At 35.4% G+C, this 14,125-nt stretch carries 14 protein-coding genes; 7 read left to right on the top strand and 7 right to left on the bottom strand.

Translation table 11 applies throughout. The features are described 5' to 3' along the window. Positions 1 to 578: 578 nt before the first annotated feature. From ACZLO7_RS22060 to ACZLO7_RS22035, 6 genes are all read right to left on the bottom strand, one after another. On the bottom strand, positions 579 to 818 hold the full coding sequence (locus ACZLO7_RS22060; protein ID WP_464939665.1) for a hypothetical protein: 240 nt from the start codon (positions 816 to 818) through the stop codon (positions 579 to 581). A 120-nt stretch (positions 819 to 938) separates the two neighbouring features. Continuing rightward, the gene (gene ltrA / locus ACZLO7_RS22055; protein ID WP_511261435.1) at positions 939 to 2,870 is read right to left on the bottom strand and encodes a group II intron reverse transcriptase/maturase; all 1,932 of its coding nucleotides are present in this window, start codon (positions 2,868 to 2,870) and stop codon (positions 939 to 941) included. Between the two features lie 334 nt (positions 2,871 to 3,204). Continuing rightward, positions 3,205 to 3,396 (bottom strand): hypothetical protein, encoded by a 192-nt coding sequence (locus tag ACZLO7_RS22050; RefSeq protein WP_464939668.1) that lies wholly within the window; start codon positions 3,394 to 3,396, stop codon positions 3,205 to 3,207. A 205-nt stretch (positions 3,397 to 3,601) separates the two neighbouring features. Beyond that, complete coding sequence (locus ACZLO7_RS22045) at positions 3,602 to 4,579, bottom strand: hypothetical protein (RefSeq protein ID WP_464939669.1); 978 nt, start codon at positions 4,577 to 4,579, stop codon at positions 3,602 to 3,604. A 17-nt stretch (positions 4,580 to 4,596) separates the two neighbouring features. Then, entirely contained in the window at positions 4,597 to 4,902 is a 306-nt protein-coding gene (locus ACZLO7_RS22040; protein ID WP_464939670.1) for a DUF4258 domain-containing protein, read from the bottom strand. A 152-nt stretch (positions 4,903 to 5,054) separates the two neighbouring features. Then, the gene (locus tag ACZLO7_RS22035) at positions 5,055 to 6,824 is read right to left on the bottom strand and encodes a hypothetical protein (protein ID WP_464939672.1); all 1,770 of its coding nucleotides are present in this window, start codon (positions 6,822 to 6,824) and stop codon (positions 5,055 to 5,057) included. 401 nt (positions 6,825 to 7,225) lie between these two features. On the opposite strand from ACZLO7_RS22035, the gene ACZLO7_RS22030 reads away from it, so the two are divergent. The 7 genes from ACZLO7_RS22030 to ACZLO7_RS22000 all read left to right on the top strand — a co-directional run bounded on the left by ACZLO7_RS22030 (position 7,226) and on the right by ACZLO7_RS22000 (position 12,984). Continuing rightward, on the top strand, positions 7,226 to 8,176 hold the full coding sequence (locus tag ACZLO7_RS22030) for a Rad52/Rad22 family DNA repair protein (protein WP_464939673.1): 951 nt from the start codon (positions 7,226 to 7,228) through the stop codon (positions 8,174 to 8,176). Positions 8,177 to 8,302: 126 nt separating this feature from the next. Then, entirely contained in the window at positions 8,303 to 9,427 is a 1,125-nt protein-coding gene (gene dnaN / locus ACZLO7_RS22025) for a DNA polymerase III subunit beta (protein WP_464939675.1), read from the top strand. 46 nt (positions 9,428 to 9,473) lie between these two features. After that, positions 9,474 to 9,797 carry a hypothetical protein gene (locus tag ACZLO7_RS22020; RefSeq protein WP_464939676.1) on the top strand — a complete coding sequence of 108 codons (324 nt, stop codon included), beginning with the start codon at positions 9,474 to 9,476 and terminating at the stop codon, positions 9,795 to 9,797. Positions 9,798 to 9,809: 12 nt separating this feature from the next. Next, positions 9,810 to 10,334 carry a hypothetical protein gene (locus ACZLO7_RS22015; RefSeq protein ID WP_464939677.1) on the top strand — a complete coding sequence of 175 codons (525 nt, stop codon included), beginning with the start codon at positions 9,810 to 9,812 and terminating at the stop codon, positions 10,332 to 10,334. Continuing rightward, positions 10,318 to 11,046, top strand: coding sequence for a hypothetical protein (locus tag ACZLO7_RS22010; RefSeq protein ID WP_464939678.1), 729 nt, complete (start codon positions 10,318 to 10,320; stop codon positions 11,044 to 11,046). Before ACZLO7_RS22015 ends, ACZLO7_RS22010 begins: the two co-directional genes overlap by 17 nt. 62 nt (positions 11,047 to 11,108) lie before the next feature. Continuing rightward, positions 11,109 to 12,104 carry a hypothetical protein gene (locus ACZLO7_RS22005; RefSeq protein ID WP_464939679.1) on the top strand — a complete coding sequence of 332 codons (996 nt, stop codon included), beginning with the start codon at positions 11,109 to 11,111 and terminating at the stop codon, positions 12,102 to 12,104. 4 nt (positions 12,105 to 12,108) lie between these two features. Further along, complete coding sequence (locus ACZLO7_RS22000; protein ID WP_464939680.1) at positions 12,109 to 12,984, top strand: ThiF family adenylyltransferase; 876 nt, start codon at positions 12,109 to 12,111, stop codon at positions 12,982 to 12,984. A 254-nt stretch (positions 12,985 to 13,238) separates the two neighbouring features. Here the strand turns inward: ACZLO7_RS22000 and tsaA are convergent, their stop codons facing one another. Next, a complete protein-coding gene (tsaA, locus tag ACZLO7_RS21995; protein ID WP_464939681.1) occupies positions 13,239 to 13,703 on the bottom strand; it encodes a tRNA (N6-threonylcarbamoyladenosine(37)-N6)-methyltransferase TrmO in 465 nt (154 codons plus the stop codon). Between the last annotated feature and the right edge of the window lie 422 nt (positions 13,704 to 14,125).

Genomic DNA, 14,125 nt, shown 5'->3' with positions numbered 1-14,125 from the left:
CTACGGGCTGCTGTCATTAGATTTAGGCGGTCATTTCCTACCGCTTAGGTTTCTTAGCTTCCTAATAGCTCCACCTATCTAACTTCCATCGTTCCTATATTCTTAGCTTTATTTCGCCGTTTTAGGTGCACTCTGTATCCCGTTAGTTATTCTTTCACCCTCGGTAGATGGACTATGAACTAACAACCTTAAAGGTTGAAAGTAGTAGTTATCGGACACCAAATCTCTACTACAACTAAAATCTTTTGCAAGACCGAATGACTTGAATTTGTCAAACTCGACATCACGAGACGTAAGTAAGAGTATTCGTTTCAGCTGAACATTTTACAGCGTACCTCACCATGACGGTTATTAGCCCCCCGCATACTTCACTAACCACTTCTCAGGTCTGTTTTTCTGCGACTTCACCGAGCTTCGTACATAATACATTTAGGTTTTCTTTATGCACGTCGGAGTATTAGGGTAATATGTCTACCTTCACATTAAATGGGTACTTCCCCCATCAATTCAGAATATAAGTTAGGTACAAATCTTGTACCCCTAAACCTTTCTGTCTGCATTTCTACAAACTATTAAGTTTAGAACAATGCGCACGCATCCATATCAAACGCGATATTTACTCTCTTAACACCCATTTTAATAAGCATTGGAATGACCATTCTCCAACTGTTAACACCGGGAACAGCTAACATCGTATTGCCCAACTCTTCTAATTGCTCCTTTGAATAAGCTTTTGAAATATGCTCAATAGCAATATCTGCTTTTAATTGTGATAGGTAAGAGTCTGGAACATCGTTCCTCGCTCTTTTCCCCCACACCACACCGTACGTAGAGCTTTCACCCTATACGGCGTTCCATCGTTACTGGATGATAAACCTTTTCCTCAGTCAAGATTCATTATTATTGAATGTCCTCTAATATCACTTATTCGAAATAGATTAGATGGTAATTACATCAAGTTCTGCTTTTTTCCTTAGAAGGTTGATCTTCGACAGTTGTTTACTATCGAGTTTTAGTAAATCGAGATATTTCTTAATTGTCCTTTCACGTTTTGCGTGAATGAGTTTGTGGGCATTGTTACTCACAATGATAAGATTGCTATAACTATCATCTTTCGAGATAGTCCAAGGTACTTTATGGTGACAGTGGATGTCCCATGCCTCCAATTCCGCACCAGTGATAGCGCATTTACCTTTTTGAGCCACGTATAAGGAGATTCGATTGTCGTTGTATTCGACACTAGCCCTTCCCCCTATGACTGGGTGCTCCCTTAACCATTGTAAAGATTTCTCGCTTACAGTTGATTGTTCTTTATGAATCAACTTTCTTCCTTCTTCGGTGTATTTGCATATACCTTTTTGTTTCTGCATTGGATTCCTATGTTTTACAAAACCTATTGGTAGTACGGGGTATCGCATATAGTAGTAAACTCTTTTAGATTTCATATATGGTTCATATCCAGCGTGTTTACCTTTATATGAGCCGTTTTTAGTATATCCATTAGAATTTGAGCTACCATCCCTACGTACTGCTTTAGCGAAACGATTGTACATTTTTCGGTTCATTTGGTCTTGCATTCTTCTAAAATCTCCAGCTACATGAGTAGCGGTATTATAGTAGTTATGCACTCCAATTACCATTGAGTTGTACTTCATAATTCCAGCTAATGTACGGTCACTATTAGATGAGCGTTGTATAATTACAACTTGTTTGCTCAAATCATTGTGTATCCGTTCCAACGCTTTGTCCGTTACATGTGTATGTGCGATATATTTCCATTTTCCACTCTTATCCTTACCTTTCCGAACCGCTCGGATATTAAATCCTAAAAATTCACTAGCCTCTTTTTTGAGATTTGTGATTTTGGACTTTTCCGTTGAGATTGGAAGTTTCAATCTTTCATCTAGCCATTTATTTACAGCAATGAAGATTTTTCTGGCGTTTCTTTCAGAGTTGGTGAAAATTTTGAAATCATCCGCATACCTTACAATGTACATTTCTTTTAATTTTGTAGTTTTTCTTAGTTTGCTTCTATGTCCCCAAGTATTCTCAATGCCAGACTTCTTAAATGTTCTTTTCAGTTCACTTAATCGCCTTGTTTCCCATTGGTTCGCTATCCACCAGTCAAATTCGTTTAGAACAATATTTGATAATAATGGGCTAAGTATCCCCCCTTGCGGAGTTCCCTTAATTGGATAACATATTTCGCCATTAGGCATCCGTATGGGCGCTTTTAGAATAGCTTTTATAATTGACAGCACTTTTTTATCTCTTATTCCCAACGTCCATAATTGTTGCATAAGTTTCTTATGGTTAACCTCATCGAAGAAACCCTTAATATCAACATCTACAACGTGATACATACTAGATAAATTAACTAAGTTGACCGCTCTTGCCATTGCATTACGTGAGCTAGAGCTAGGTCTAAACCCAAAACTGGAATCGTAAAACTTTGCTTCACAAATTGGTTCAAGAACTTGTAATATCGCTTGTTGAACTAATCTATCCCAAATGCTAGGTATTCCAAGCGGTCTTTTCTTGCCATTAGGCTTAGGAATTTCTACTCTTCGTACTGCTTTTGGTTGATAATTACTCAACATAGCTTTCATACGTTTTATATATTCATTAGTACCTAACGTTGAAATGTCCTCAATGTTTTTACCATCTGAACCCTCAGTTTTGCTCCCACTATTTTTCTTAATATTGTGGTATGCGAGTAAAAGGTTATTTTCATCTATTATTTTCTTGTAAAGATATTTAAATGTTATTCCTCGTTGACTTTTCGCATAGAGATCGTCATAGCTGGCTTGTTTGCCATAGTATTCCGAATTTCTAAGCTTTTGGTCTTTTAGAATCTCGCTCATGGTCATCACCCTTCCTATAAGGACGTGATTTATTTAGTCTTACTGGAATCCATGACCTGAGTTGTTTTATCTCCATGTATAACGACTTGTGGCTATTGCTCCATTTCCATTACAGAAACTTCAACGCTCATGCCACTACTCTCACATTGATTAGAGATAGTTCCCTCGATTACTCGTTTCCTATCTACCACCTCAAATGTCGCAAAACATAATATTCAGTGTCCAATGCTTTCCTTGTTCCATTAACATACCCATTTATATGATTGGTTTAGGTGCTTTCTTTACCCTGCCATCTCATACTGTACCTGCAATACAGTAAGGAGTTTCATCGTGCTCATAATTACTCGTCCTCAAGATGGAAGTACGTTTTGATTGCTGTATCAAAGCATACCCCGTAACCTGTTAGATTACGTCCGAATTCCAGAGCGTACATTCGAAAGTTCGTCAGTATTTCTACATTCTCACCATGCCAACCGGCACTAGCACTGTCATATACATTGGCTACCTCTAGCCAACTTTGGTGATTTTTCAAATGGCTATGCCATATTAAGCTTTTCCACCGTATACTTCGCGTTTTAACCCATGATAGCGTCACTTCACATTAATTTGCGTTAATATAAGCACGATGGGATTGTGAGGGCGTTTCAAGGCGTTACCCTATCATTCCACCCTGTATGTTAATAGTTCAATCAATTAAATTTAAAATTCAGCTGATTGCCTCTTGTTCATTTAGTCGGTTAAACCTCTAAACTTATAGAGGAACAAGTCTCACGAGCGCCCTCTGTAATCCAAACTGCTTCAACTTTACGCAGCGTTGTATACTCTGATTTATCTTTATCTTGTTCTTTCTTTAGTTCCCAAGCTTTCAGTTCACTTGTCGGTACAGCTACGTGAATAGGCGTTGGCCCACCTGCACCTGTACCTTCATTTTTGCCCGAACTTGATAACCAGAAATAACGTTGACCTTTTACAAGCTTCACTTCACCAACAAAGCCTTCATGTTCTACTTTAATAGATGTATTCAACTCTATATGCTTTTCAATAATAACTTCCCCATCTACATGTATTTGAACAAGGTTAGGTTGCTGCTTCACTCTCGCTTGTAAATTTGGAAAGTGATCCTTATTAATGGCTACATCATTTAATGGATTATCCACACGAATTTGATACCCTACTACTTCATTGTATTCGTTGCGATAAGGAATCATAATGCCATTAGAGCCAGCTATACTCCATCCGTATTGATTTTTATAAAAGCCTGGTACACCAAGTTTTGCATTTTCAATTTGCTTAAACTTATCAAATACATAAGCTGCTGTTTCCCAAGTTTTTTTTGGAAATGAGCTATAAGCGCGCGCGTCCAATTCTTCATTAGTCATTTTTCTCTCACTCATCATGTATTGTTGGTGTTCATTACTTAAAGAAACTTCATCTTGAAATCTTCTAAAAAAATAGTCCAACAAGTGAGCGTCTAATTTCTCACGTATTTTTACTGATGATTGACTCTTTTTAATATCCACCTCTTGGCCATTTTCCAAATGATGAAGCCAAGATTGAAAATTCTCTGAAAATACTATCTCACTCACTTCTCTTATACAGACTACTTTATTACCTTTCTCATTCACCATGCACCCACCTGTTTTTGAACAAATTGGGCAAGTTTGACGAGTATACTCGTACCACCCTTTTAATTTAGTTGCTCTTAAATCACTCATGTTAGTTAACCACCTTTTTATATTACTCTCTTGAATTTATCTTTTATTGGAGGAAAGACCGTGATTACTTTTAAACACTCAGTTTCCCCATCTACACCTACGATGCAAGCCATTGGTAATCCATCACAATCCATTCCCTCGATCACCGATTTATATTGCCCTCGATGAAATTGAAGTTCTGTCTGTTCTCCCATCCAAATGCAGCATAATAAATCCTTTTTGGTATATCCTCTTTGACTCATTTTTTTTACGACGTGTATAGATAATCGGATTTCATTACGATGCAATGCTTTTCGAATTTCTTTAATTGATAATCGCTCCATGCAAGAATCCCCCTTTAAATTTTGACAATAAAAAAAGGTCTCCAGACTATTAAAACCATGACAAAAATGTCATCGCTCCAAAAGTCCAAAGACCATAATTAATAAGTACAACGCACAACCACTAATGGTTTGCCAAAAAAACAAATAAATATTTACCCATTTAGTTTACCAAACATATGATTGCGCTTCAATGGTTTTAGTAATTTACCTAACCAATTTTCTGACTTTTGTAATTTATCACTGTCATTTCTAAGTTCGAATTTATTGTTAAATAGATGTTGGGCTATTTTTTCAAAACCTTCTTGTAGGAGCGGATTTGCTTCTTCATTTATATATAACGGTTCAGTTTCATAGTAGTTACGCATAACCAGTTCATGCATAGATGGGAGTTTGGCCATTAGTTTTATCCCTAACTCCTTTTCCAACCGCTTTGATTGAGAAAATTCATATTCTTTATTGAAAATTAAATGAATTTGTACATCATTGTCCTTTTTCAGCTGATGTATATACTTTTTCCATGCAACAACCTCTTGAAATGTATCATCAACAATTATCCAAAGTTGATCCACATATTTCAACAATGCTTCTGTATGCTTCGCCATCTTACCTGTTGGTAAATCGACTAATGTAATGTCCACGATATTCGTTGTAGTCATGAATGACTCTAAGGAAACCTCATTCCAAGAAAATTGACCATCGTTGCTATTCAATGGCAAAAACATCACATTTCGATAATTCCATTCAGCACTCAATGGATCTTCGTCATTATTTTGTATCGTGGCAGCATAGCTTTTCCAATGGAGAGGTATATCTGAATAACGCATTAGCCAATCTTTCATTATCGGCTGCTCCGATAACCCTTCTAATAGTGCGGTATAAATACGATTTTCTGCTAAAAACAAGGCAAAATTCATAGCAAAAGTAGTAACGCCCATTTTATGAATCGGAGACCAAATAGCAATTGTTTGGTTATCGAACCATTTTTGCTTTGAAAACAATTGTCTTTGAATATTTCTGGAACGACTTTTAAAGTCACTTTCTACCTTATCTCCCACGTCTACTTGTTTAACTATATCCGCTACTAATACTTCTTCTTTCTCCAACGCCTCAATGGGTTTAATACTTTCTTCAGGAATAATTTTTTCACCTTGCTCACTAGCAAAGCCTTGAACATCCCCTAATAATGGATTGGTGTTAGTAGACTCATCTTGAATTTTGTTTTTTATAGGAACAACATAGCGTTTTTTAGTTTGAGGTACTTCCACTGTAGTATGCTCTTCTTCAATCGTTATCTGTTCATTTGACTGGTTATTGGTATTTGTAGCGTATTCTGTTTCCACTACGTCTTCGCTATAATCGGGAAAAGTCTCTTGTATGTCCCCATGCTCAGGATAATAAATCTCTTGTATATCCTCTGCTTTAGTAGTTTCTGAAGGGAATGCAGTTATGTCTTCCTGTTTAAACGGCAAATCAAGTGTTTCTTCTTTTTCTGCAATAGGATTAGCTGGGTTAACAGTACTTTGAACTCTTTCAGGCTCTGATTCTAAAGAGATATATTTTCTCATCTGTGAATTCGGTGAATTTACCGATGATTGATAATAATGAATAGCCCTATTAATATCTGCAGCTCGTTTGATCATACATTCTTTTGTTAAATTCGCTTTATATATATCAGTACTAACATGAATAATAAAACCGCTCTTTATGGAATTAACTAATAACTCCCATTCTTCAATTTCATGAGATGCATCTGTAATGACTAAGGTGCCCATTCCATCTTTGTTTTCAAGTAACCAATAAAACAATTCTTCACTATTAACCTCATCTATACTAGAGAACTGAATTGCCGATTCCTTTATTACCTGCAATAACTCGTATACTTTATCTTTGTTTTGTTTTTCCAACCAACATAATAGCTTCATAGAAAAATTAATACCCTTCCTTTCTATAAAAAAGAAAAAGCTCATATAAATCCTATACGACGTATAGGATCGATATGAGCAGTTCATGCCGTTTCAATATATGTAACCACAAAATTATTATATAAACTATATCATAATTAACTTAAAATAATCGAATAGAATTTAAAATATATTTTCAAATAGATATTTTTTAGGTATAATATAGTTATTCTTTTTTATTTTAATTTTTCTTGCAGGCTTTTATTGCTTTGCGATTGTAACTAACAACTATACGACCTTTGGGTTGATTTATTTGATTACAGCATCTTTTTCCTATGCTGTTATTATTAATAATCTTCCTGGAGGTCTTTTTTTGTTGTAAAAAAGGATGAAATTTTTTCTTTAGGAAAGGGTGTATTTTAATGGCTTTAACAAGTAAAGAACTTATGGAGGATTTGGCAAAACCCTTCAATGAAAACGAAATTTCATGGAGGGCTCAAACTGTTGCTGTAAAAAACAATACGCATACTGCTCTTGTTGTACCTTACATCACATCTCGTACAGTAATGAACAAGTTAGATGAAGTGTGTGGTGCGCTATGGAAATCAGAATATCGGCTACTAGAGATTAATGGTATACAGACATTTCAATGTTCGATTTCAATTTATATTGATGGACAATGGATAACACGAACGGACGGTTCAGAAGTTTCTGATGTTCAATCTGTTAAAGGTGGTTATTCAGATTCTCTAAAGCGAGCTGCCGTACAATGGGGGATTGGTCGTTATATTTATAACTTACCAACGTATTGGGTTGATGTTAAAACTTATGGTGATATGAGAATTAACGGTAAATTCAAAGTGAAGGGAAGAATGGAGAACATTATGGGCTATTTTGACCGTCCTAAAATAAACTCCAATCAGTATTCTCAACAAAATCAATCACCTAAAAAACAAAAACAACAAACTACTCACATTAATCAGCAACAAAATGCATCGCAATCAAAAGCACTTGACGCTGATACGATGAAAGAAGCACTTTCTCTAGTAATAGGGCAACTTCAATTCTTTGAAATGCCTTTAAAGCACGTAGAATCCTTATTAAAACGTGTAGGAGCTACAGAGACAGAGCGTACTATCGAAACAGCCTCAATTGAAACATTAAGAAAGCTGTTTAAAGCTATGAAACCAGTAGTTTCGTATATAAAAACAGCTACTGAACAATGCGGCTTAACTCTGCAAGAAGCACTTGACGCAGCACAGAGTAGATTACGAGAGAAAATTAATCAACCTACTAATTTAATTTTTAAAATTGACCAGGCAATAGCCAATGAAATTTTAAACTCAATTAAACATGAACGTAATATTGCATAATTAATCTGCTTTAAAGCAGCGAGGACATAACACGAATTGAGGAAGGTACCCCCTTCTCTATTCGTGTTTTTTATTTACATCTATAAGTCGTTACCAATAGGAACGCTAGATCAGGAGGAAAATATTATGAAATTTTCAATTACACATAAACATATCCAAGAAGTATTAACTAAATTTGGCCGCGTACTATCTAATCGTATATCACTACCTATTTTGGCAGGTGTTTTAGTCCAAGCGACTGAACAATTTATCCTGTTCACGGCTAGTGATTCAAGTGATAGTGTCGTTGTTCGGCTAATGGTTGATGAAAAGGATGGAGTCATCGTAACTGAAGCGGGTTCTACTGTCTTACATAAAGACATCTTTGATACCTCTAAGCGTCTTAAAGGAGCTATCAATTTTGAATTAAACGATCAGAAAACCTACGTTAAAATTTCGCAAAACAAAACGGTACTTGATTTTGCTGTTATGAATGCAGAGGAATATCCTGCAATTTCATCAGATGATCAAAATATCGGCCAATATAAAATGAGCGGTAATGAATTCGGTGAAATCGTACGCAAAACATCATTCGCAGCATTAAAAAGCGAAATACGACCTGTACTACAAGCTGTCCAAATGACATTTAGTAACACGGGATCTCGTTATGTTTGTACTGATTCACATCGATTAGCAACTTATTCTAAGGCAGAGCTAGAACAAGAGAATAGTATTTCTTTAAATGTTCCAGCAAAAGCGCTAGACCAGGCTATTAAATCTTTCGATTTAACAAAAGAGGTTTTTATTTCAGCTTCAAAAAATCAAATTGCGTTTGCTAATGGGAACACAATTATGCATTCGCGTTTAATAGAGGGTAACTATCCAGATACATCGAGTTTGATTCCAAGTGAATTTATATCAAACTTGATTGTAAATCGACAGGAATTGATTGATGCTTTAGAGCTGCTTCAAGTATTAACAGTTAATAGTTCTATTAAATTAACTATTGGTAATCTATTTGTCTCACTTGATGCACGTAGTGAAGTGTCTAAAGGGAATCGTGAAATTGCTTTCGAGAGTTACGACGGTGAAGAAGATTTTACAATTGCATTCAGCGCACAACTTGTACTAGATGCACTGAAAACATATGATGCATCAAGTGTTTGCTTAGCATTCACTGGTTCTTTGCGTCCTTTTGTAATTACCGAAGTCACTGAAAATAAAAGTGATGTATCTTCATTACAATTAATTTTACCAGTACGCTCATATTAATTGAGTTCATATAACATGGCACTATTTGTATAGGGAGGAACAGCTTTTGCTTAACTTTACAGAATTAAATAAACAGCTAGAGGAAAATGAAAGAAATAAAGAGGACGATTTTGCAGGTATAACATATCTATATCATGTTTTTTATCATCAATATAATGCATGGGATATCGATTTTACTAAGTTTACTCAAGAGGATGTTCAAGACGCGATAGATCTATTAACAACTGAAATTACTTATGAGGACGAAGAAGGAGAAGTTTTGTTGTCTTCTCGTCATCCTCTAAGTGTTATGGATGTATCAAGTCGAATGTGTATTGAATTTAACAACAAAGCGAAACGTCGAGTAAGCTCTCCGTTTCGTTTTGTTTAGGAGGGGTAAAATATGTCTTTCGATGAACTAATGTCTGTGGAATCATCTTTTAAATGTATTAAATTACTTAAATTACTATCAGATGAGGACATAGATATTAAAGGGTTTAAGCAAGATATTCATTTCTATTATGGTGATTTTTTCAATCCATTGCACTTCATCTTTTTGTATGCAGCAGATACCCTTTTTTCAGATGTCACAGTATATCCGGAAGTTTGTGACCCTACGATTACTAAACAAAAATCAGAGGTAATGAAAGAATTTGAAGTTGATATAGATTGTGTATGGAATGACATAACAAATCAAATCATGCTAGTTATTCGCGATAAACATTTATCTCATTGCACTTCATTTACTTGTGGTAATTGTGACGAATTTCAAGCCATTTTAAATAAAAACAAGGATGCCATGTTACTTATAACACACAGTGATTATTACTTTGATCTCGATGGTGAGGAATTGTTGGAGGAGTTATTAACTATACACAACACTTTGGAAAAATTCGGAGGTAATGAACAAAATGAAATGGCAGTTTGAGATTTCTGACTGTCCAGATAATATGGATTTCCCTATTATTGGACACCAAATTTTAGATAGTGGTATAAAGCGTGGTCCGTTCCAATTTGCAGTAGAAACAATGATAGAAATACTTTCTGGCGAATCACCATTAACCTATGATGCTGATGGGTCTATAGGTCAGGAAATACATTCACATGTTCTTCCACTAGGAACGATTCTATATAGTCACACAGAAGATTTTAACAGAGAACGTGTAACCATGGTTCTTCCAAAAAAAACATGGGATATTCGCTATGGTAATGAGCAAGAATTAATTGCCGTCGAATTCCCTAGGTTACTTGTTCAATATGTTGTAGTAAACAAGCAAAACAAAACAAAAGAAACGGTGTCGAGTTCTATTATCGAAACACGACTTTTTGCCATAGAGGACAATAATAAGCCCGTAACTGCTGATACCCAGCTTTACTCATTCCCCTTCCCTAACGTTGGTAAAACAAACGGAATTGTTTGTTGGGGAGGTAATGCTTGTCTATCTATAAATTCTTTGACGGAACTAGAGCGAACGTTTACTTGGTTCGTAAGTGCTCCATTCAATGAAGATCATGGTGTACGCACTACTTTAGGGATTAATAATTTCAGAAAATTGGTTGAGGAAATCAAGGAGCAGCCTTTTAAGGATGCATGGCTAGTACCATTGAATAAAACATTAGAGGACTTCTTTAAACAATAAAATACTAACAGCTATTTGTAAGTCGTTACCATTAGGAACGCATAATTCAGGAGGCAATTAACATGACAAACAACATCTTCGATTTATTTAACTTAGTAGACACTGCTGAAGAACAACGCAAAACAGAAGAAGCAGAGAAGAAAGCGGCGCAAGAAGCTGAACAACAGAAACAGCGCGAAGAACTCCAAGCTAGAATAGCCCAAGCTAAACCAGCCTCTAGTACTTCTGCTGATAAAACTGATGCTCCATCATCTACTACAGCTAAAACAGAGACTTTCAATATTAATGAGAGTTCTATAGTTAGATACTATGGTGAGGAACATGAAATTACTGCATATTTTACGGCAGAAGAGTTAGAGGAAGGTCTTCTACGTACAAAGAAGGATAAATCCCCGGTACGTGTGAAAATCACAGCTGAGGATGTCCGAAAAAGGCTCGAAAAGGACTTTCCAGAGTTAGTTAAAGATTTTACTGAAATTGTGTTCTTAGAGCAGAAAAATATTTTAGTGCCCACAATGAAAGCGAAGAAAAAAGGAAGCTATGTATTGAATGAAATGGTGCCTTCAAAGACCGATATCACTTCATTACGATTTGGAAAAATACCTTTTTCGATTTTATCCCAATTCATTTCGTTAGCTCAGATGTTAGCTGCTAACGAATTAGAGGTACACGCAGATATTTATTTTGATATGGCAAATCAAGAATTCGTATTAGACGTCCCTAAGCAGCTAGTTCATAAATATTGGGTATCTCCTATAGAAAATGAAATTGAAACGCTTGAGCGCGTCGGTATTGATACTGTAAAGGTATGTGAAATACATTCGCATCACTTGTTAAAAGCAATACCATCAAATCAAGATAATGAATCTGAGCGCATTCCTGGGATGAAGTACGTTATTATTGGAAATTTAGAAAATGAGTGGCCAGATATATTCATTCGAACGTTTGTTAATGAAAATATAGGTTGGAGAGAACTAGGATTTAAAGATATATTTCTATCTCCGTTTACTGATCTACCTATTATTAATTTCTCAAACATTACTATTGCGGAGGTTTAAATATATGATAGACATATTAAGTGTAATCAATGCTACAAAATCATATTATGAGGCCAAAAAACTCTATCCATTTATCGTTCAAATTGGAACAGGAGGTACTGGGGGTTATATCCTTCAAAATTTAGCTCAAATGCTAGGCACAACAGGTATTCAACATACTTACGTAGTAGCCGATCCAGACATTATTGAGGAGAAAAATTTAAAAAACCAACTATTTTTACAAGATGAAATTGGTTTAAAAAAAGCAGACGTCTTAGCAAGTCGATACTCTGATGCCTATAGCATCGATATTGGTTCGTTTAGTGAATGTTATATCGAATCTGTAGAGGCTTTAATGAGTCTATTTAATAGAGAATATATGCAATCTATATCAGGTGAAACAAAAGTAATCCCTATTTTAATCTCTGCTGTTGATAACAACTATAGTAGGCAAATAATGGATTCATTCTTTAATACTTTTAAAGATTTGGTGTATATCGATGCTGGTAATGAAGCGACAAACGTTCCTAGCGACTGGCAATCACGATCCAAGTCAGATTGGACTGATGAAGAATTAGAGGCTTTTAATAACAGTGGTTGGTCAGGACAAGTAGTTACTGGGGTAAAGTTAAATGGAGAAGTAATAATGACTCCTGTGGCTCAAGAGTTTCCAGATATCCTTACAGATATGGATTCTATAAAACCTAGTGGTTTGTCTTGTTCCGAGATTTCAGCTAGTGAACCTCAAAGGCTAATTGTTAATAAGTTTTCAGCCTTAGCAGTTACAAATATCATTAACGAAATAATTGATAACCAAGGAATATCAAACCATATAACCTTTTTCCATTCTAAAAAAGGTTATATGCGTTCAATTCCATATAAAGAAACTGAAAATGCTTAGTGGGATTCCCACTAAGCATTTTTATTTAGGCTGTTTTCTCAAAGATTGTTGCTTTTAGTTTGGCTATCTTCTTCAACTAAAGTACCCGTTTAGTTGAAGTGCATTTATTCACAAACTTTACCCTTTATTTGATTGTTTATCAAAAAAGGGAAACCCCAAGATGTATATTAACGTGTTCCGTTTTGAGATTGCCTAGCAGCATAAGAAAAAGCCGTCTAAATGACAGCCCTGATCTTTAGCTCTTGCCCCATCAGTTAGGAGTTCCAATATCTATCCATTAAAGATGTTGACCAATTTGGTTGCATTACTTCTCCTTTTGGTAGAAACTCTTTCATCACTGGTTTAATATCAATAATAGGAGTTCCGTCTATTGCATCTAATCCCTTAACAATCAATTTTTTATTATTTATTTCCAAAAGTTCCACAATAGTAACCCCTAACTTATTAGGTCTATTTTTACCCCTTTGTGCAAAAACACCAACTTTAGGATATTCTTTATTGTTTCTTGGATATCTTGCTTCAAATTGAATATTATCATCAGCAACCTTATCAAAGTAAAAAACGATTTCTAAGTGAGAGAATTCATTAATACCTTTCAAAGAAGATTCATTTATATTTTCTGCAAGTTCAATGGTTGATATAATTGAACCCCAATTATCATCTTCAATAGCTTTACGATTATTATTTACTATAGCTATTGGATAAATAGAAATTTGCAAAGTTACCCCTCCTCCAACTTATTAATATTCATTCTACAAAAAGCTTTAATTTCCTTTAATTAGCAGATCCCTTATTGAACTAAACTCCCTCTATAAACATTGAAGTATCAACGGTTTTCATCTGTAAGAAAAAATTTTTCTACCTCTTTCGTAAACAGATGATTGAATTTATAGTTTTTTTACCAAATAAAGCGTACGCTTCGCTAAAACTAATGAAAATCATTAGCTTTTTTTAGTCCACTATTTGATACACAAGGGATCTCTGCGATGCTTATGACGACGTACCCTCCCATGTCTCTTAGCGTCAGTGCGCTTACATTCCTTCGTTCGGTCTATTCATAAGGCAGAGGCCTGCTAAGCTGCTCCGGGGACTCATAGTCTGAGTTTAGTTATTTTGCTGGCTTCTCCGTGTCATCCTTCTA

This window comes from Viridibacillus sp. d25.2 (genome assembly GCF_055456015.2).
This window is presented reverse-complemented; position numbering and strand designations above follow the sequence as displayed.

Excerpts from the sequence above, each read along its gene's own strand:
- ltrA (WP_511261435.1), bottom strand. The coding sequence starts at position 2,870 with ATGACCATGAGCGAGATTCTAAAAGACCAAAAGCTTAGAAATTCGGAA.
- ACZLO7_RS22030 (WP_464939673.1), top strand. The coding sequence starts at position 7,226 with ATGGCTTTAACAAGTAAAGAACTTATGGAGGATTTGGCAAAACCCTTC.
- dnaN (WP_464939675.1), top strand. The coding sequence starts at position 8,303 with ATGAAATTTTCAATTACACATAAACATATCCAAGAAGTATTAACTAAA.
- ACZLO7_RS22015 (WP_464939677.1), top strand. The coding sequence starts at position 9,810 with ATGTCTTTCGATGAACTAATGTCTGTGGAATCATCTTTTAAATGTATT.
- ACZLO7_RS22005 (WP_464939679.1), top strand. The coding sequence starts at position 11,109 with ATGACAAACAACATCTTCGATTTATTTAACTTAGTAGACACTGCTGAA.
- ACZLO7_RS22045 (WP_464939669.1), bottom strand. The coding sequence starts at position 4,579 with ATGAGTGATTTAAGAGCAACTAAATTAAAAGGGTGGTACGAGTATACT.
- ACZLO7_RS22040 (WP_464939670.1), bottom strand. The coding sequence starts at position 4,902 with ATGGAGCGATTATCAATTAAAGAAATTCGAAAAGCATTGCATCGTAAT.
- ACZLO7_RS22010 (WP_464939678.1), top strand. The coding sequence starts at position 10,318 with ATGAAATGGCAGTTTGAGATTTCTGACTGTCCAGATAATATGGATTTC.
- ACZLO7_RS22000 (WP_464939680.1), top strand. The coding sequence starts at position 12,109 with ATGATAGACATATTAAGTGTAATCAATGCTACAAAATCATATTATGAG.
- ACZLO7_RS22035 (WP_464939672.1), bottom strand. The coding sequence starts at position 6,824 with ATGAAGCTATTATGTTGGTTGGAAAAACAAAACAAAGATAAAGTATAC.